The sequence below is a fragment of the Chitinophaga sp. ARDCPP14 genome (assembly GCF_051362515.1).
GTDB lineage: Bacteria > Bacteroidota > Bacteroidia > Chitinophagales > Chitinophagaceae > Chitinophaga.
In genome coordinates, this window is record NZ_JBKIXB010000007.1 from 19,201 (window position 1) to 38,539 (window position 19,339).

Annotated in this window: 19 protein-coding genes; 13 read left to right on the top strand and 6 right to left on the bottom strand. The window is 47.0% G+C overall.

All coding sequences use genetic code 11. From position 1 onward, the window contains the following. The first annotated feature begins 57 nt into the window (after positions 1–57). Positions 58–2,868 (top strand): hypothetical protein, encoded by a 2,811-nt coding sequence (locus ACLHR0_RS19560; protein ID WP_436488879.1) that lies wholly within the window; start codon positions 58–60, stop codon positions 2,866–2,868. Positions 2,869–2,877: 9 nt separating this feature from the next. On the opposite strand, the gene ACLHR0_RS19565 is transcribed toward ACLHR0_RS19560, so the two are convergent. The 3 genes from ACLHR0_RS19565 to ACLHR0_RS19575 all read right to left on the bottom strand — a co-directional run bounded on the left by ACLHR0_RS19565 (position 2,878) and on the right by ACLHR0_RS19575 (position 7,156). Then, positions 2,878–3,345 carry a hypothetical protein gene (locus ACLHR0_RS19565; protein WP_429063316.1) on the bottom strand — a complete coding sequence of 156 codons (468 nt, stop codon included), beginning with the start codon at positions 3,343–3,345 and terminating at the stop codon, positions 2,878–2,880. 59 nt (positions 3,346–3,404) lie between these two features. Beyond that, positions 3,405–6,056 (bottom strand): valine--tRNA ligase, encoded by a 2,652-nt coding sequence (locus ACLHR0_RS19570; protein ID WP_436488881.1) that lies wholly within the window; start codon positions 6,054–6,056, stop codon positions 3,405–3,407. A gap of 83 nt (positions 6,057–6,139) precedes the next feature. Next, positions 6,140–7,156: a threonine aldolase family protein gene (locus ACLHR0_RS19575; RefSeq protein ID WP_370907945.1), complete on the bottom strand. Its 1,017-nt coding sequence runs from the start codon at positions 7,154–7,156 to the stop codon at positions 6,140–6,142. Between the two features lie 328 nt (positions 7,157–7,484). On the opposite strand from ACLHR0_RS19575, the gene ACLHR0_RS19580 reads away from it, so the two are divergent. The 5 genes from ACLHR0_RS19580 to ACLHR0_RS19600 all read left to right on the top strand — a co-directional run bounded on the left by ACLHR0_RS19580 (position 7,485) and on the right by ACLHR0_RS19600 (position 11,597). After that, positions 7,485–8,342: a sigma-70 family RNA polymerase sigma factor gene (locus tag ACLHR0_RS19580; protein WP_012793808.1), complete on the top strand. Its 858-nt coding sequence runs from the start codon at positions 7,485–7,487 to the stop codon at positions 8,340–8,342. A 135-nt stretch (positions 8,343–8,477) separates the two neighbouring features. Then, entirely contained in the window at positions 8,478–9,353 is an 876-nt protein-coding gene (locus ACLHR0_RS19585) for a DUF4249 domain-containing protein (protein WP_436488885.1), read from the top strand. A gap of 20 nt (positions 9,354–9,373) precedes the next feature. Next, entirely contained in the window at positions 9,374–10,324 is a 951-nt protein-coding gene (gene trxB / locus ACLHR0_RS19590) for a thioredoxin-disulfide reductase (RefSeq protein WP_370907943.1), read from the top strand. A gap of 78 nt (positions 10,325–10,402) precedes the next feature. Then, positions 10,403–10,753, top strand: a complete 351-nt coding sequence (folB, locus tag ACLHR0_RS19595; RefSeq protein WP_079473347.1) for a dihydroneopterin aldolase — start codon at positions 10,403–10,405, stop codon at positions 10,751–10,753. A gap of 88 nt (positions 10,754–10,841) precedes the next feature. Beyond that, on the top strand, positions 10,842–11,597 hold the full coding sequence (locus tag ACLHR0_RS19600) for a hypothetical protein (RefSeq protein ID WP_429050388.1): 756 nt from the start codon (positions 10,842–10,844) through the stop codon (positions 11,595–11,597). Positions 11,598–11,685: 88 nt separating this feature from the next. Here ACLHR0_RS19600 and ACLHR0_RS19605 read toward each other — a convergent pair whose 3' ends face one another. Further along, positions 11,686–13,017 carry an MATE family efflux transporter gene (locus ACLHR0_RS19605; protein WP_436488888.1) on the bottom strand — a complete coding sequence of 444 codons (1,332 nt, stop codon included), beginning with the start codon at positions 13,015–13,017 and terminating at the stop codon, positions 11,686–11,688. A gap of 140 nt (positions 13,018–13,157) precedes the next feature. On the opposite strand from ACLHR0_RS19605, the gene ACLHR0_RS19610 reads away from it, so the two are divergent. Genes ACLHR0_RS19610 through ACLHR0_RS19625 form a run of 4 tightly spaced genes read left to right on the top strand, consistent with a single transcriptional unit; the run spans position 13,158 to position 15,528 of the window. Beyond that, a complete protein-coding gene (locus tag ACLHR0_RS19610; RefSeq protein ID WP_436488890.1) occupies positions 13,158–14,027 on the top strand; it encodes a DUF3822 family protein in 870 nt (289 codons plus the stop codon). Then, positions 14,018–14,572, top strand: coding sequence for an RsmD family RNA methyltransferase (locus ACLHR0_RS19615; RefSeq protein WP_370907939.1), 555 nt, complete (start codon positions 14,018–14,020; stop codon positions 14,570–14,572). Before ACLHR0_RS19610 ends, ACLHR0_RS19615 begins: the two co-directional genes overlap by 10 nt. Before the next feature lie 29 nt (positions 14,573–14,601). Next, complete coding sequence (gene coaD, locus ACLHR0_RS19620; protein WP_079473352.1) at positions 14,602–15,078, top strand: pantetheine-phosphate adenylyltransferase; 477 nt, start codon at positions 14,602–14,604, stop codon at positions 15,076–15,078. An 18-nt stretch (positions 15,079–15,096) separates the two neighbouring features. Then, entirely contained in the window at positions 15,097–15,528 is a 432-nt protein-coding gene (locus tag ACLHR0_RS19625; RefSeq protein WP_370907937.1) for a hotdog fold thioesterase, read from the top strand. Between the two features lie 33 nt (positions 15,529–15,561). Here the strand turns inward: ACLHR0_RS19625 and ACLHR0_RS19630 are convergent, their stop codons facing one another. Beyond that, positions 15,562–16,182, bottom strand: a complete 621-nt coding sequence (locus ACLHR0_RS19630; protein WP_429050385.1) for an NUDIX hydrolase — start codon at positions 16,180–16,182, stop codon at positions 15,562–15,564. Between the two features lie 135 nt (positions 16,183–16,317). Here ACLHR0_RS19630 and pyrE point away from each other — a divergent pair, with 135 nt between their 5' ends. Together pyrE and ACLHR0_RS19640 are read left to right on the top strand one after the other, a co-directional pair. After that, on the top strand, positions 16,318–16,953 hold the full coding sequence (pyrE, locus tag ACLHR0_RS19635; RefSeq protein ID WP_429050384.1) for an orotate phosphoribosyltransferase: 636 nt from the start codon (positions 16,318–16,320) through the stop codon (positions 16,951–16,953). A 52-nt stretch (positions 16,954–17,005) separates the two neighbouring features. Next, positions 17,006–17,380, top strand: a complete 375-nt coding sequence (locus tag ACLHR0_RS19640) for a heavy-metal-associated domain-containing protein (protein ID WP_429050383.1) — start codon at positions 17,006–17,008, stop codon at positions 17,378–17,380. Positions 17,381–17,710: 330 nt separating this feature from the next. Here the strand turns inward: ACLHR0_RS19640 and ACLHR0_RS19645 are convergent, their stop codons facing one another. Next, positions 17,711–18,166, bottom strand: a complete 456-nt coding sequence (locus tag ACLHR0_RS19645) for an LEA type 2 family protein (protein ID WP_079473358.1) — start codon at positions 18,164–18,166, stop codon at positions 17,711–17,713. Positions 18,167–18,582: 416 nt separating this feature from the next. On the opposite strand from ACLHR0_RS19645, the gene ACLHR0_RS19650 reads away from it, so the two are divergent. After that, entirely contained in the window at positions 18,583–19,209 is a 627-nt protein-coding gene (locus ACLHR0_RS19650) for a WbqC family protein (protein WP_436488893.1), read from the top strand. Positions 19,210–19,339 lie beyond the last annotated feature (130 nt).

Sequence of the window (19,339 nt, forward strand, 5' to 3'; positions counted from 1 at the left end):
CATATTTTCGTTTATACGTTATCATCATCTGCTTAGATCCGTAATTCGTTATTTTTTATGCGTGTTATCCTTGCCATTACTCTTCTTTCCTTTTCCCTTTCTTTATCGGCGCAGCAATTCGGAGGTAATCCGCCTTCGCTGAAATGGCAACAGATCAACACAGATACGGTGCGGGTGATTTTCCCTCATGGTATGACCGGGCAGGGTGAGCGGGTCGCCAACCTGGTTCACTATCTTAACCGTTATACCCGGTCTTCTATTGGCAGTCTTCAAAAAAAAGTAAGTATTGTATTGCAGAATCAAACGCTGCAATCTAACGGATATGTACAACTCGGCCCTTTTCGCTCTGAATTTTACCTGACACCACCTCCTAACTCGCTCGACCTGGGCTCTCTTAACTGGGTAGACCAGCTGGCTGTGCACGAGTACCGGCACGTATTGCAGAACATGAACTTCCGGCAGGGGGTATCCAAAGTGTTTTCTATTCTTGGCGGGCAGCTGGGGCAAGCAGCGGTAACCAATATCGCAGTACCCAACTGGTTCTGGGAAGGTGATGCCGTGGTAATGGAAACTGCGTTAACGCCGCAGGGCAGGGGACGGCTCCCGGGTTTCTTTGACGGCTTCCGTGGCCTTTCGCTGGCGGGTAAACATTACGCCTATATGAAAATCCGTAATGGTTCCTATGTAGATTATGTACCGGATCATTACCCGCTGGGATATATGATGACCAGTTATGGCCGGGAGCATTACGGACACACGTTCTGGAGAGACGTTACCAGTGACGCCGTTCGTTTCCGCGGTGTGTTTTACCCATTGTCGCACAGCCTGAAGAAGAGAACAGGTATGAATGTAACCGGCTTTTATAATGCCGTGCTGAAAGAATACCAGCCGCTCTGGAATAATTATGCCGCCCGGCCGGATACCACGCCGGCGCAGCCTTTGCTGCCGGTTGCCAAACCAGTTACCAACTATAACTATGTATACAGTGCAGGTAATAATGAATGGGTGATATTAAAGAATGCCTGGAATAAAGTGCCCGGTATTTACCGGTTGAATGCTTCCGGTGAAGAACGTTTGCTGGTGCGTCCCGGTATTTTATACGATGACTTTTTCAGTTACCGCAATGGCCGCGTGGTATGGGCTGCTGCCCGTTTCGATGCGCGGTGGGGCTGGAAGGATTTTTCCGTGATCCGGGTGTGGGATAACGCTACCGGGCATACGAAAACTGTTTCTCCGAAGGGGAAATTCTTCTCCCCGGATATCAGTGAAAATGGAGAAAAGGTAATAGCAGTGGCTACCACCACTGAAATGAAATACAGCCTGCAGTTGATCAATGCGCGTACAGCATTGGTGGAGAAGCAGTTGCCCAACCCGGAAAACTGGTATTATACCTATCCGCGTTTTGCTGCCGGTGAACAGGCTGTGATCAGTGCGGTAAGAAATAATAAGGGAGAGATGGCGTTGGTTGAGCAGTCGCTCGCTACGGGCGAAAGCACCATGCTTACGCCTTTCAGTTATACTGTAATGGGTATACCGGTTGTGAGCGGGGATACGGTTTATTTCACCAGTGGCCTGAAAGATGTGAACAACGTATATGCGATTACGTTGGCAGATAGAAAAACGTATGAAGTCACCGACAGGGGGAACAGTGCGCTGCATATGGCAGTAGATCCGGCAGGCGACAGTCTCGTTTTCAGTGAATTCACCGTGAAAGGATACAAGCTGTATCACGCTGCGTTGAACAAAGCCGCCTGGGAACCCGCCGACGTAAGTAAAGACGGGCGCAGCGCCTGGCTGCAGCCTCATTTTAAAGAAGGTGGTAATATCCTGGAGCTGGCGCCGCATGATTCCCTGCCGGTGAAGAAGTATCCGCAGTTCACCCGTCCATTTAACTTCCACAGCTGGGTACCATCTTTTAATGACCCGGATTACAGTATTTCACTGATCGGTGAAAATATATTGAGCACTACGTCTACCAGTATCGGCTATACGTACAACCGGAATGAGGGCAGCTCGGATTTCGCGGCAGGCTTTACTTTCGGGGGCTGGTTCCCGGTATTATCAGTAGGAGCCGACTATACCATTAACCGTAATGGACTGGATCAGAACCGGCAGCGGGTATACTGGAATGAGGCCACTGCGCATGTGGGCTTCAGTATCCCGTTGAACCTGTCGTCGGGACTTTACAGCCGCAGTGTATCTTTCGGTAGTAATTACAATATCCGTCACCGTTACCTGGACAGCAAGTACAAGGGAAACGATCTGCAGTTCCTGACCAACACCATCATCTTTAACAACCAGCGGATCAAGGCAGTACAAAACATTTACACACATTTCGGGCAGTATCTCGCGGTGCAGTATAACAGTTCTGTGTCGGGCTTGTATGCCGAACAGCTGTATGCGCGGCTGGATCAGTATTTGCCGGGATTATGGCAGAATCATAACCTGGTATTGCAGGCCGCTTATCAGCAACGCGATAATGCGTTCAATTATACTTTCACGGATAATTTCGTATATGCGAGAGGGTATAATACGCCGTCGTATACGCATATTTATAAGCTGGGAGCAAACTATCATCTGCCATTGGTATATCCCGACTGGGGCTTTGCGCAGATCCTGTATTTCAACCGTATCCGGGCTAATTTGTTTTACGATTACAGCATGGCTAATTTTTCCCGTAACAATGTGGATATCAATACCCGTTATACTTCCGCCGGTACCGAGTTATTCTTTGACACGCGCATAGGTAATGCACTGCCTTTTACGTTTGGCGTGCGTTTCAGTCACCTGTTTGACCAGGACCCCGTAGACAATGCGCGGAACCGGTTTGATTTTATTATACCGATCCAGCAGTTGTTTAATTATTAAGAAGATGGATTATTTAACGTTGATCTGAAGGGAAGGAGCTTTGTAGAATTTTTCTTCTGCATATTTGATGATGATGTCGTCGAAGTACAAGACATCACCGGTTTGCAGGGTTTCCTTCAGGTTTTTGCTCCACGCGGCGGGGAGGGAAGCTGCTTTGAAATTATCTCCTGTAAAATCTTTGTATATAGCGGGTTGCCCGGTAGTATCGTTCAGATAAGGCTCATGTTTTTCAAAAGTAAAAGCAAATGAGAGCACCGGGTATTTGATATTCTTTTCGTCCCGCACAATTAACGCGGAGTCCAGTAATTTAATGACTTCACTTTTTGGTAGCGTGTCGCTCAGGTAGATGCCCCAGCTGCTGCGGAGTTTCATGGGTCTTTTGCTGGTTACGGCAGTCGCCGGTTTTTTTGCGGATTGTGCAATGACCGGTGTAACAGCAGTGGCTAATAAGAAACTAAGTAACAGATGTTTTTGCATGATAGTACCGGGATATAAAAAAATCGCCCGGTATAGTAACGACCGGGCGATCCTAAAAATTATAAGGACTTTAAACTTTCCTCTATGACTGCAATTTTTGCTTCGGCATCTGCTTTCTTCTGACGTTCTGCGTCTACGGCTTCTGCTTTTGCGTTTTGTACGAAGCGCTCATTGCTGAGTTTCTTTTCAACAGATACCAGGAATCCTTTCAGGTATTCGAGGTCTTTTGTGAGCGCTGCTTTTTGTGCGGTGGTATCCAGTGCAGTTTCTGTACCGAGGTAGAATTTATCTTTCTGGATCACGAGGGTAATGCAGCCTGGCACGGGTTCCTGTACATAGTGAATGGCTTTTGCGTTCACCTGTTTGGCGAGCATGCCTTCAATTTGTTTGAATGCGTTATCGTGTTTGGTTTCTATGTGCAGTACGATCGGATCTTTTGGTTTTATCTGATGTTTGTTACGTGCATCGCGGATGCTGCTGATCACTTCTTTTGCCAGCGAACCTTCCAGCAGGGTAGCGTGTACCGGTGCCTGTGGGGTGATAAACTGTTTTATCATCAGGGAATCATCCGCTGCACGTGCCGTGAGTTGCTGGTATATTTCTTCTGTAATAAAAGGCATATACGGGTGCAGCAGTTGCATCAGTTGTTCGAAGAAGTAAACTGTTTTATGGTAGATGGAAGCAGGGATCGGTTGTTCGAAACCCGGTTTTGCCCATTCGAGGTACCAGCTGCAGAAATCGTCCCATACCAGGCTGTAGATGGCTTTGAGGCCTTCGCTGAGGCGGAAGTCCTTATGCAGGGCGGCTACTTCCAGTTGTACTTCATTCAGCCTGCTTTCAAACCATTTCACGGCGAAGTTATCTGCTGCGGCGTTGGTGGCGCTGTCATCTTCCTGGCGTTGTTCCCACATTTTCACCAGTTTAAGGGCATTCCATATTTTATTACAGAAGTTACGGCCCTGTTCACAGCTGGAGTCATCGTACAGGAGATCGTTACCAGCGGGTGAAGAAATCATGATACCAAAGCGAACGGCATCGGCGCCAAAGGCATGGATGAGTTCCAGCAGATCGGGGGAGTTGCCCAGTTGCTTACTCATTTTACGGCCTTGTTTGTCGCGTACCATTCCGGTGAAGTATACGTCGCTGAAGGGTTTCACTTCTTTGAACTCCAGTCCGGCCATGATCATACGGGCTACCCAGAAGAAGATGATATCCTGTCCGGTTACCAATACCGAAGTAGGGTAATAGTAATTGATATCCTCGTTATCCGGTTGGGAGATGCCGTTGAATACTTCCATGGGCCAGAGCCAGGAGCTGAACCAGGTATCCAGGCAATCCTGGTCCTGTGTGAGTTCGGCTGCTTTGACGGTGATACTGCGGGCGGCAAACTGCTGCACTGCTTCAGCAGCGGTGGCGGCTACCTCAAAGGAACCGTCCGGCGCGTACCAGGCAGGGATTTGCTGTCCCCACCAGAGTTGGCGGGAGATGCACCAGTCCTTAACATTTTCCATCCAGTATTTGTAAGTCGCCAGGAACCGGTCGCCGGGATGGATTTTTACATCACCGTTCACTACCGCGTCCAGGGCGGGTTTGGCCATTTCTGCCATTTTCACAAACCACTGGGTGGAGATGCGGGGTTCCACTACCGTATCGGGGTTACGCTGACTGTAACCGAGGCGGGTGGTATATTCCTGCTCTTTTACGAGCAGGCCTTCTTCTGCGAGGGCGGCTACTACTTTTTTACGGGCAACGAAGCGGTCTTCTCCTACAAAAACAACGGCGGCGGCGCTGAGTGTGCCATCGTCGTTGAGGGTATCAATGATTTCGAGGTTATGTTTCAGGCCCAGGTTATAATCGTTGATATCGTGTGCGGGCGTTACTTTCAGGGCGCCGGTACCGAATTCTTTATCTACGTAGGTATCAAATATTACCGGAACACGACGGTTGACCAGTGGTACGGTAGCAAAGTGACCTTTCAGGTGGGCGTATCTTTCATCTTCCGGGTTTACGCAGATGGCGGTATCGCCCATGATGGTTTCCGGGCGCTGTGTGGCGATGGTGATATATTCGCCGGTTGGCGTGCCGGTGGCGTCCGTGATGGCGTATTTCACATGATAGAGCTTACCCTGGAGGTCTTTGTATTCAACTTCCTCGTCGCTCAGTGCTGTTTTAGCTTTTGGATCCCAGTTGATCATGCGGGCGCCGCGATAGATCACTCCTTTTTTATAGAGGTCAATGAAAACGGTGATCACTGCTTTGTAGTAGTGGTCGTCCATTGTAAAGGTTACGCGATCCCAGTCGCAGCTGCAGCCGAGTTTTTTTATCTGGTGGTAGATGATATCTCCATATTTATCTTTCCATTCGAATGCATATTTGAGAAATTCTTCGCGGGTGAGCTGGGATTTTTCGATGCCTTTCTCCTGTTTGAGCATATTTACCACTTTTGCTTCCGTGGCGATGGAGGCGTGGTCGGAGCCTGGAACCCAGCAGGCGTTGAAGCCGCTCATACGAGCCCGGCGTACCAGGATATCCTGTACGGTTTCGTTGAGGGTATGGCCAAGATGGAGGACCCCAGTGACGTTTGGAGGGGGGATGACGACAGTAAAGGGTTGGCGGCCATCCGGTTTAGAGCGGAAGTAGCCTTTATCCATCCATTGTTGGTACCATTTTTCTTCAACCGTTGCAGGCAGGTAATTTTTCGAAAGTTCCATGCTATTCATAATATAAGGTTGCAAAAATAACGGAGATTAAGGAGAGATGGAAATTTAAAGGGCAGTAATAGTTGCCCTTTCCGTTATGCCATCTCTGCGATGATTTCGCAGGTTTGTGCAATCATTTCCGGTGTAACATCGAGGTGGGTGACTATTCTTACCTGCGTTGGTGAGATGGCCATTACGAGGATACCCTGTTTTTTGAGGTAATCGGCGAAGAGCTGCGGAGTCCAGTCGCCTGTTACTTCAAAGATGAGGATATTGGTTTCCACGGGGAGCATGTGGCCGGTGAAGGATTTTTCCAGCAGGGCCTGCGCCAGTTGTTTGGCGTGGTGGTGGTCTTCTGCCAGCCGGGCGATATTATTTTCCATGGCATAGATGCCGGTAGCTGCCATAAATCCGGCTTGCCGGAGGCCGCCGCCGAGTTTTTTGCGGATACGCCTGGCGGCTTTGATAAATGTTTCGCTGCCGAGCAGTACGGAGCCCATGGGGCATCCCATTCCTTTATTAAGACAAACGGAAATGCTGTCGAATAGTTGACCGTATGTTTTTGGGTCCTGGCCGGTGGCCACGAGTGCGTTGAAGAGGCGGGCGCCGTCGAGGTGCAGTGCGAGGCCATGTTTTTTACACACGTCGCCTATTTTCACCATCTCTTCCCAGTCGTAGCAGCATCCGCCGCCGCGGTTGGAGGTGTTTTCGAGGCAAACGAGGCTGGTGCGGGCTTTATGCACATCGTCGGGGTTGATGGCTGCTTCCACCTGGGTAGCGCGGATCATGCCACGGTCGCCGATGAGGGCATGTACCTGGGCGCCGGAGTTGAAGGCGATGCCGCCTCCTTCATAAATATATACGTGAGCAAGATTACTGCAAACCACTTCATCCCCGGGCAACGTATGTACTTTAATGGCGACCTGGTTACTCATAGTGCCGGAAGGGCAGTACAAGGCTGCCGGTTTGCCAAAATATTCTGCCATCATGGCTTCCAGTTTGTTGATGCTGGGATCTTCACCGAAAACGTCATCACCGGTTTCTGCCTGCAGCATAGCCTGTAACATGCCAGGGCCGGGACGTGTAAAAGTGTCGCTTCTAAAGTCAATCATTTTATTGAAAAATTTGCAACGGCTTAACGAATAAATTAGTTAAGATGTTAATTTAAATATGATTCTTTATCAATTGTTAAAATTTGTATAAACCAACGCTGTACAGGGACTAAAGCACTATAAAATTCCGTTATAAAACTGTACTTTGTTATATGGCTGGCAAATATAAGAAGGATTTGGTAGAGTGGTTGGTTAGCACGATCTTTGCAGACTTATTTTGAAACAAAACAATAAAGCGCGGGAAACTTTGTAAGTTAATAATTTTAAAAGTTTCGAACAAAAAATTTCTTTCGCTGTTATTTATTTATAAACCAATACAATTTTTCATATGAGGCAACTTAAAATTGCCACCCAGATCACCAATCGTGATTCGCAGGCGGTAGAAAAGTACCTGCAGGAAATCTCGAAGATCCCTTTGTTAACACCTGAGGAAGAGACCGTTTTGGCGCAACGCATTAAAATGGGCGATCAAAAGGCTCTTGAAAGATTGACTACAGGAAACTTACGTTTCGTTGTTTCTGTTGCGAAGCAGTATCAGCACCAGGGCCTTAGCCTGAGTGACCTGATTAATGAAGGTAATCTCGGCTTGATCAAGGCGGCACAACGTTTCGATGAAACGAAAGGTTTCAAATTCATCTCTTATGCAGTATGGTGGATTCGCCAATCCATTCTGCAGGCGCTGGCTGAACAGGGTCGTCTTGTTCGTCTTCCGCAAAACAAAATTGGCACCTATAATAAAGCTAACAAAGCTTACATGGCATTTGAGCAGGAAAACGAGCGTGAGCCTTCTACCGAGGAGCTCGCAGAAATCCTGGAGATGTCTGAATCAGAAATTAACAATATCTTCCAAAGCAACACCCGTCACATGTCTCTGGATGCACCCGTGCACGAAGCAGAAGACGTAGCAATGGGCGACCTGCTGGAAGGTGGAGATATTACTGATGACGACGTGATGAGAGATTCACTCCGCGAGGAAATACGCCGGGTATTAAAATCCCTGAGCCCACGCGAAGCTGAAATTGTGAATGCTTATTTTGGTCTGGATGGTGAAAATGGCGCAACAATCGAACAAATCGGTCAGAAATACGATCTGACTAAAGAAAGAATCAGGCAGATTAAAGAACGTGCTATCAAAAGGCTGCAGAAAGCCCGCTATAGTGGCGCCCTGAAATCATACCTGGGATAAAATACCTTTATTCATTAGTTAGTTAACATTAACGAAAGGATAAATCTACTAATCCTCTTTATTCTATAAGAACACCGGCCTTGTAAATACATGGCCGGTGTTCTTATTTAGTGAACACCCCTTATTTTTGCACTCATGCGTATGCCGCTTTTCTTACTCCTGGTTATACTGATCTTTGCCGCCTGCGAGAAAGATATCAGCGTTAACCTGCCACAACAGGAACCACAACTGGTGGTGGAAGGCAGATTTGAAAGCGGCTCCTACCCGTTGGTAATTCTCACACACAGCCTTAACTATTTTTCACAGATAGATCCGGCAGTATTAACGAATGCATTTGTTCATAACGCCACTGTCACCGTTTCCAATGGCAGCAAAACCATGACACTAAAGGAGCGGACAATAGATACCGGCAACATGAAGTTCTTTGTATACCTGCCGGATCTTACGCAGCCTGCAAACAACTTCACCGGAAATGTGCCGGGCACCTATACTTTACGTATTAACGCTGACAATAAGGCATATGAATCTGTGACAACTATACCGCAGCGCGGCATGAAACTGGACTCGGTCTGGTGGACATTAGTGACGGTGGACGACTCCACGAAAGCCCGCCTTTGGGTGAAGATCACGGATGCTCCTGCGTTTGGGAACTATGCAAGGTACTTTACCAGGCGAAACAGTGAGCCCTATTTACCCGGACTGAATTCTGTGCTGGATGACCAGCTGGTGAACGGCACAACATTTGAAATTCCTGTGGACGCCGGCGTTAATAAGAACCTGGATCCTGATGACAGGCCCGATGAGTTCTTTGAACCGGGGGATACTGTTACCCTGAAGTTTTGTAATATTGACAAAGCAACCTGGGATTTCTGGCGAACGCTTGATTTTGCCTATAGCAGTAATGGCAATCCATTTTCATCGCCCACGAAGATACTTGGAAATGTACCCGGCGCATTAGGCTACTGGGGCGGGTATACAGTAACCTATAAAACAATTATTATTAGCAGGTAATTATACATACAGCAAACAAAATGGAAAACAAGCAACAAGAGCATGTACACTTATTGATCATCGGTTCCGGCCCTGCCGGTTATACCGCTGCAATTTATGCTGCAAGAGCCAACCTTAAACCAGTATTATACCAGGGCATTCAGCCCGGCGGACAATTAACCATCACCACTGAAGTTGAAAACTATCCTGGTTATCCGGAAGGTATTCAAGGACCCGAAATGATGGTGGATTTTGAAAAACAGGCAGCCCGCATGGGTGCCGACATCCGTTATGGTTTGGCTACTTCCGTGGATTTCAGTAAACAACCTTATAAAGTAACGATCGACGAAGAGAAGGAAATCACTGCCGATGCGATCATTATCGCCACCGGCGCCTCTGCCAAATGGCTGGGGCTTCCTTCCGAGCAACGTTTGAACGGCAGCGGCGTAAGCGCCTGCGCTGTTTGCGACGGATTCTTCTTCCGTGGTAAAGAAGTGGCTATTGTAGGCGCCGGTGATACCGCTGCTGAAGAAGCGCTTTATCTTTCTAAAATGTGCAGTACAGTGCATATGCTGGTGCGCCGTCATGAAATGCGCGCTTCCAAAGTAATGCAGGACCGCGTACTGAAAACTTCCAATATCATTGTATACTGGAATTCTGAAACAGACGAAGTACTGGGAGATAAGAAAGTAGAAGGACTGCGCATCCTGAATAACAAAACCGGCGAAAAGAAAGAAATACCGGTAAGCGCATTCTTCGTAGCTATTGGTCACCAGCCAAACTCCGGTATCTTCAAAGACTACCTGACACTGGACGACCAGGAATATATTGTTACAGAACCAGGCACCAGCCGTACCAGCGTGGAAGGGGTGTTTGCCTGCGGTGATGTACAGGATAAAATTTACCGCCAGGCGGTAACTGCCGCCGGCAGCGGATGTATGGCCGCCCTGGATGCAGAAAGATATTTATCAGCAAAAGAACACCACCAATAATAAACAGGATAATGAATAATGGATTTACAGGGAGAACATTCCTGTAAATCCGTTATTTGTTGTCCGTAATTTCCGCTTATGCTTACCATCGCCCTCGAACAGGCTACTTTCTACGCTTACCACGGCTTGTACCCGGAAGAAACCATCATCGGTAATCATTTTGTACTGGATGTGGCAGTTCGTATACCCGGCACCGTGCCCGTAGATGATTTGTCTGAAACGGTTAACTACCAGGGCATCTATGAAATAGCAAAGGCCGTGATGGCCGTTCCACGGCCATTACTGGAAGAAGTGGTGTATGAATTAACCGATGCACTCAAGCAGCGGTATCCCGGTATCCAGCACAGCACCGTTACCCTCCGCAAAATGAATCCGCCCATGGGCGCTACTGTCCGCAACTCCCTGGTTTCCCTGGAGAAGGATTACTAGTTACTATTTTTTGGGATATATATGATGTTTCCGTAAATTTATAGCTATAAGTCAATCAACAAATTCTTACGCTGTAAAAACCTGTCCTATGTTGAAACGGATCATGGCAGTTTGCTTTTTATTATCAGCGGTACTGTTTGTACAGGCCCAGAGTGTCAGTGAAATGGTAGAAGAAGCCAGGCAGCTGGAGAAACAGATGAAAGAAAGCGAAGCATTTGAAAAAGATAAGGACATCCTCAAAATACAACCGTCGGAACTGGACGCATTGAACCAGGCCAGCCAGTTATGTTCCCGCATTGGCAACCGGCAGAAAAGCAAAGACGATAAGATCAGTTATTTTAATCTCGCTAAAAGCTATGCCGAGCAAGCGCTTAAGGTAAATCCCAATAGTCCCGAATCCAATTTATCGATGGCTATTGCAATGGGACGTATGGCGCTGATCTCCGGTGCAAAAGATAAAGTAGCCGCCTCCAAAGAAGTAAAGAAATATGCGGAACTGTCGGTTAAGTTTAACCCTTCACTGGCGCAGGGCTATCACGTTTTAGGTAAATGGAATTATGAAGTAGCCAACCTGAATGCCTTTGAAAGAGGCGCAGCAAAAATGCTTTTTGGCGGATTGCCGGATGGCTCACTGGCCAACGCCATTAGCAACTATGAAAAGTGCCGGCAGCTGGACCCCGCTTTTATCCTCAACTATTATGAACTGGCCCGCGCCTATAAAGCAGATGACCAGCAGGAAAAAGCCATTGAAGTGCTGAAGAAAGCGCTGACCCTGCGCAATATCACCCAGGATGATGCCGGGATCAAAGCGGATTGCAGGAAAATGCTGGATGATTTGCAGTAAGCGAAGGTTGTCTTTCCCAGGATTAACGGTGATTTTATTGATTTCGTTGATTGATGTTGTTATGATTTTTAGATTATAGAAGCGACTTTTAGATTTCTTTTCCTTTCCATTTGCCACTGCGCAGATACCAGTAACTTATTCCGAAGATAATGATCCAGTAAATAAAGTCTGCTCCCCAGGCCCAGTGCAGCTCGCTGCGCATTCTTTCAATTACAATATTGCAGTACACCAGGTAGCCGATAACGGCGATAATTTCCGTTACGAGATTAATTCTTGTATTGCCGGTACCCACCACGCCGCTCATTACCACCGCTGCTATCGCCATCAGGATGGTGCTTAGCGTGATAATCCGGATGGAAGGGATGGCCATGGTGATCAGGTCGGCGCTATTGGTATAAATGTGCAGCAACGTATAGGGGAAGAGGTTAACCACCACGCACATGGCAATAGCGCATCCTGCGCTGAGCGCCACAATTTTCCGGATGATGGGGAAAACCTGTTCCGGCCGTCCCTGCCCAATGATGTTGCTTACCATTGTATTACAGGCCGCCGCCAGCGCCCAGGTGAAGATGCCAAAGAAGCCAAAAATACTGCGGAGCATATTGGATACAGCGAGCGGGCGTTCGCCCAGGTGCTCGATGAAAATAAAGAATACGAACCATCCGCCAATGCTGAAAAGGAACTGCACAATCAGTGGTGCGGATACATTGAGGATGTTGCGGACAATGCTCCAGTTGAGCCGCAAATAGCTGAACAGGCTGTATTGCAGGTGATAACGCTTCCCGAAGAGGATGCTGAAAGCGACCCCGCAACCGGTAACTTCCGCAATCACGGAGGCCGTGGCGGCGCCGTTGAGCCCCATCGCCGGGAATCCCAGTTTACCGAAGATGAGCGTATAATCGAAGAAAATGTTCATCATTTCCTGGAAAAGCGAGGTAACCGCCAGCACCCTCGAGTGGCCGCTGCCGATATAAAATGCATTGGCCATATTCAGCAGCATGAGAAAAGGAAGGCCCCATATACGGATACGGATAAACGAAACGGCTGCAGCGATGATATGGTGATCGTGCAGGCTTTTGGAAAAGAACCAGGGCGCCGCCAGGAGGGTGAGTAAAATAGCGATTCCAGAGAAAAAGAGTCCAACCTGTATGCCATTGGAGAACAGTTGCCCGATGCCGGAAAACTGCTGCTGGCCCGCTCTGCGGGCAATGAGTACCTGCATGCCGTTGTTAAGGCCATAGGCAATCATGTACATCACCAGGTAGTAGATACCGGCGATCCCGTTGGCCGCCAGTTCAAATTCGCCCAGGCGCCCTACGAAGGCGGTATTAGTGATGTGATTAATCTGCGGAATAATGAGCGCCAGGCAGATGGGTCCTGCTATTTTGATAATTTGCCGGGTGGTGACTTCCAGTTGCATGGATCTTTAGCCGATTATGGGTATAGCAACAAAGATATGGCTATCTGTTGATCATCTCCCTTATATAAAACAACAAAACGCCCTCACCAATTAACTAAAAAGAGTATTATTGTAATTCATTTGAAAGGTTAAATATGCCCGTGGCTTATAACATCCATCCTGCATTTACAGTAGACGATGAAATCCTGCTGGAAACTGATCTCACTGCCTGTAATTTACTGGTACTGGTAGGAAGCGGAACATTCAGCTATGTAGTGTTTGATCCGGTTGCAAAGAAATTCCTGGCGTTGAAGTCCTATCATTTTACCCCCCGGAAGCTGGCCCTGGCCGATCTGGAGATGATAGAACAGGTGTTTGATACCGACAAACTGTTGTTTACTGCCTTTAAATCTATTTTGCTGGCTTTTAATACCGGCGGAGGTGTGCTGGTACCGCATACGTACTATTCGCCCTCGCTGAAGAAGGATTTTCTGCACCTGGGCGCGCCGGAGAAAATACAGGAAGCCATCCTGTCGGATTTGCTGCCGGCCCTGCCAATGGTAAATGTTTACAGCGTGGATAAAGACCTGCTTGGGTTTTTACGCAAGGAGTTTTCTACAGACCTGGTGATACATGCCCATTCGGCCCTGTTGCAATCTTACCCGACGGACCTGGATTTCCAGGCAAAGGACGGCGTGGCTTTTATCGAGGTGGATCAGCACCGCTTTACGATGACTGTTTATGCCGGCGGTAAGCTCCTGATTCAACAGGAAAGCGATTACCAAACCGGGTTGGATGTGGTGTATAGTCTGGTGAACGTGCTTCGTCAGCTGGAGCTGAATGAGCAGCTGGTGAAAGTAAAGCTGGGAGGAGTGGTGGCTACGGATGCCGGCGTATACCAGGAGATGTATAAGTTTATACCACACCTGGAATGGATACAACGAATCCCGGGTTTCAGTTACATTACAAAAATGCAGGAAATCCCGGGCTATTATTTTCATAACTTATATGCGTTAGCGTTATGCGTATAATCGGAGGAACGAGTGGGGGACGAAAGATACAACCGCCTGCAAAAATGCCGCATACCCGGCCAACTACAGATATTGCAAAAGGCGGATTGTTTAATATTATCGAAAACAACCTGGATATTCCATCTTTAAAAACACTGGATATTTTTGGCGGCACCGGCAGTATCAGCTTTGAGCTGGCTTCCAGGGGAGCCACTGATATGACTGTGGTGGAGAAAGACCCGGCAATGGCTGCTTTTATCAGTAAAACAGCTTTGTCGTTGGGGATTGAAAACCTGAAAACGGTAAAAATGGACGTTTTCAAATACCTGCAGCAATGCACGGAGAAATTTGATTTCATTTTTGCTGATCCGCCGTATATGATGGCAACACTGGATCAGTTACCGGGACTGATATTTGAAAAGGAGTTACTGAACCCGGAAGGCTGGCTGGTGGTGGAACATACCCAGCATAAGAAGTTCCAGGATTATTCCTGGTACCGTTCTGAAAGGAACTATGGCGCAACGGTGTTCTCCATTTTTATTAACCGGGAGGAATTAAAACGCTGACCGTTTATCTATCAATCAATCGCACCCTTATGAGAACTTGTTTATTCCCAGGTACATTTGACCCTATAACGCTGGGACATACGGACGTCATTAACCGTGGGCTTGATCTGTTTGACCGCCTCGTGATCGGGATCGGGGTAAACAGCAGTAAAACCCCTATGTTTGCACTGGAAGAGCGGATGAGCTGGATCAGGGAGATCTATAAAGATGATCCGCGGGTGGAAGTGGCTTCGTATTCGGGACTCACCATCGACTTCTGTAAGCAACTGGACGCCCGTTTTATTTTGCGCGGTATCCGTTACGTAAGTGATTTTGAATATGAAAAGGCGATCGCTGATGTAAACCGTACTGTGGCGCCGGGTATTGAAACGATCTTTTTAACGACTGTTCCGCAGTACTCCAGTATTGCATCTACCCTGGTGAGGGATATTTATAAATACGGTGGAGATGTGTCGCCTTTTCTGCCGGCCGCTGTGCTGGAAGGCATCAAACGCACGAAGAAATAATTTTATAAAGCAGATAATATGAAAACGATCTGGCATAATACTAAGATCTCACTGGACCAGTTGAACGAGATGGGTGGCACTACCATGGCTACCTGTTTAGGGATGGAGTTTACGGAAATAGGTCCGGATTATCTTAAAATGATGATGCCGGTAGATCACAGAACCATACAACCCTATGGGTTACTGCATGGCGGCGCATCTGCGGCGCTGGCAGAAACGGTAGGCAGTATGGCGTCCGGATTGATCATAGACCCGGAGAAGCAGATCTGTGTGGGCATGGAAATCAATGCCAACCATATAAGAGGAGTGAAAGAAGGTTATGTGCATGCCTGCGCCCGGCCCTTGCATATCGGGAGCACCAGCCATGTATGGGACATCCGTATTACCGACGATCATCACAAGCTGGTATGCGTAAGCCGCCTTACGGTGGCGATACTGGCAAAAAGATAGTTCCGCTTAACCGGGATGCGGAACTAAACGTTATCAGATATTCGCAGCCCTGAATACTTCCCTGATATTTTCGTAGGAGTATTTCAGGTATTTTTCCACGTTGCCAGGTTTGATCCATTGCAGGTCCTGGATGTCTTCTTCTATTTGTGGTACCGTTAATTCTGTGCCGGTAAACAACATCCGGTACCAGTAGGTATGTTTTAATACTTTTTTATTTTTCATGGGATAGTAGTGAAACGTTTCTGTGATTTTATGTTCCAGTGAAACGTTGTGCAGGCCGGTTTCTTCCGCTACTTCCCGTAGCGCGCAGGTTTCGAGGTCTTCCCCCGGGTCCTGTTTGCCTTTAGGCAGGTCCCATTTGCCGCGGCGGAACATCATGAGCACTTCACCGTCGGGATTGGTGATTAATCCCCCGGCAGCTACGAGGGTAGTAAAATGCAGCGATACTTTCTTGAAAAGTTGTTTTACATCCGGTGCAATAAACACTGCTGCGTCTTTTTTCCCATCTTCCAGTTTCTGCAATACATTTTCCATCTTTTTTGTATCCGGGTTATCGTATACTTTGGCGCCGTTAAAGTGGGCCGGGATGGTAGTGGTATCGGCACTCAGCAGGAGTGGACGCTCGTTGAGATAGATCGTAATATTTGCTTGCATGCCGCAAATGTAATTATCAATTATGAAATACAAATTGAGAATTTAGGAAGATGGAAACCTATTCCCGGCGCTCTCTGCAAATTCGTTTATTGTAATTCGTAAATTGAATAAAATGATAGTACTTTTGGCGGTTGTATGAATAAAGTAAGCGAAAAACAAGTTGCAGAAAAGTTACTGCAGGTGCAGGCCGTGAAGTTAAGCCCTGCACAGCCTTTTACATGGGCTTCCGGCTGGAAATCGCCGATCTATTGCGATAACAGGAAGATCTTATCTTTCCCTTATGTGCGTGACTATATTAAATCAGAGTTGTGCAACCTGGTGTTTGAAACCTTCCCTGATGCAGCCGTGATTGCGGGAGTGGCTACTGCTGGTATTCCACATGGCGCGCTGGTAGCGGATCAGCTGAAGCTGCCGTTTATTTATGTAAGATCCAAGCCGAAAGAGCATGGTATGGGGAACCAGATTGAAGGGGTATTGCAACCCGGACAGCCGGTGGTGGTGATTGAAGACCTGATTTCTACGGGCAAAAGCAGCCTGGAAGCCGTGCAGGCCATTCGTGCAGCTGGTGGGGAAGTGATCGGGATGGTATCTATCTTCAACTATGGTTTTGATATAGCAGTGAAAGCTTTTGAAGCAGCGGGTGTGCCGTTTTATTCATTGAGCAATTATTCCGCTATGATTGCCCTGGCCGAGGAAAAAGGCATTGTATCTGCTGACGAAATAGCTACGCTGCAGGCCTGGAGAAGTGCGCCGGACCAGTGGGGTAAGTAGCTGAAAATTGTATATCACTTATTTTGTATATTCGGGTATTAATATTACAACTATGCGTATCCTAAAATTAGTAGTGTTGTTCCTGTTTGCCGGCGTTGGCGTGGCAATGGCACAGCAAAAGCAGAAAGCTGTGGAAACAGCGAAGATCAGCACGCCAACCGTGCAGTGTGAGTCGTGCAAAAACCGTATTGAGCGGTATATGTCACATGAAGAGGGCGTACAATCCGTAAAAGTGGATTTCAAAAAACATATTACAACGGTGAAGTACTATACCGACCGTACCAACATTGAGAATATCAAAACGGGTATTGCCAATGCGGGGTATGATGCTGATAACGTAACAGCGAACCCGGAATCTTACGCCAAATTGCCTACCTGCTGCAAGAAGCCGGAAGATGGCGGTGGTATGGACCCGAAAAAACATTAATCAACCTGTTTCAGCCTTTGGTGTCCGGCGATTGCCGGTTTACTGAAGGCTGAGTTGTTTTTTGGCGTGGGCTTTCTGTCAGCCGTATCCGCGTTACCCTGAAATGCTCCATCCTTTAAAGCTTACCGTTATTCCGATACTGTTTAATCCGCTGAAGCATCATTTTTCTGCATTCCAGCAAACGCTTTCCAATCTGATCCTGCTGAAATAAATATGCGCCTGCTTTCCCTGGGAGGTTCACAGCTTACGGCTGTTTCCGCTCAGAAGCACTGCTGAAAACGGGCATATTCTGGAAATTATTGCCTTATTGGAACCCCGTTTATAGCCGGGTTAAAAGAAATTCAGCGCTTGTTTGGTTTCGCATTTTATCGGGAAAGGAAGAAAAATACCCGCCTTGCCTACTTTACAATTTCCGGTGGCTTTGATGGTTACTTCTTTATTGGCGAAAGCGCTTAATGCATTTTTGAATACGTTGGCCATGTTCACTTCCAATTTCACGGGGAAGTAAAAAGTGTCCCTTGCCGGAATAGAAATGGTGGTATCCTGGAGGGAGTGACCTACCTGGGTGTCATCAAAAAACAGGTCGAAGTTGGCATCTTTTAGCTGGAGGCGATAGTTGTTCGGATTGTAATATGCCAGGGTCATCCGTACAATACTTTTGGACATACCTAGCTCATCCATACTGATACCGGCTACTCTCACAAATTGAATATCCTTGTTTTTTTCGCAGGAGCTTGCTACTCCCCAGATCAGAAAAACAGCGGCTAATAATCGGAACACTTTCATCAGTTGACCAGGTATTTTAGTTTATGTAAACCTACTGCAAAGCTTTTAGTTATCAAAAAATCGGGTGGGATTTGGGAAACTTTTAACGGGGTAGGTTTTAAAAACGGGGGAGGCTGCTTAGATAATTAATGCATAAAACACATATAAATAAAAGGTTGTTTTAAAGAAATATGCTATCTTCGTGATCCTTCCTGAGTTCGCTAAAATTGAACAAAAAAGCCACTAATTTCTTTAGTATTTTTGCGTTTCGGTAATCATTTGCTGAAAGTAGGTTGTGCTAATTTATTTAGCATATGATTAATAATTCTATGAATTGTTTATCATTTACTTAAAGTTAATTGTTAAGTATTTAGGTATAAGTGATTGTCAGGTGAAACGAACGGAATTCCAACACCTGCATACAAAATTTTGACATTATGACAGAGAATGCAAAAGAGAAGGTATTGTTAATTGAATCTCAATATTTTCCGCCAATTGATTCATATAAGACTTTAATAAAGCATGACATATTAAAGATTGAGAAATATGAGCACTATCAAAAGCTCAGTTACAGGAACCGTTGTTATGTTGCCGGGCCAAATGGCCGGATGATTTTAAGTGTGCCGTTGGCGCGGGGGAAGAATCAGCGGACCGTGATGAAGGACGTAAGGATCAGTAATGAGGAGAAATGGCAGGGTTTGCATTGGAAAACGCTGGTGTCTGCTTACAGGCGGTCGCCCTGGTTTGAATATTACGAGGCGGACCTGCAGGTTTTATTTGAAAAGCCTTTTCAATTTTTAATGGATTGGAACCTGGCATGTTTTGAATGGGTGAATAGCAAGCTCGGCATTGAGGTGCCCATTACCTATACCGAAAGTTATGAAAAGGAAGTGCCCGGTGTAACGGATGCGCGCGAAAGCATACTGCCGGGCCCGGTTACAGAAAGCGAGCCCGGCTATACACAGGTGTTCCAGGAGCGTACCGGCTTCATACCCGGACTGAGTATCCTGGACCTTCTTTTTTGTGAGGGAAAGCAATCATTGAAGATTCTGAAAAAGGGCTGAATGGAATAGCAAATAATATTATTTAACTTGTTGGCTTGTAATTGTTTGTATATTTGCCCGGGTATTTGGGCTTTTCCGAGGAATACCTCCCGAAAAAAATTAAGGTGGCAATCAACAAAATCTTTAGATT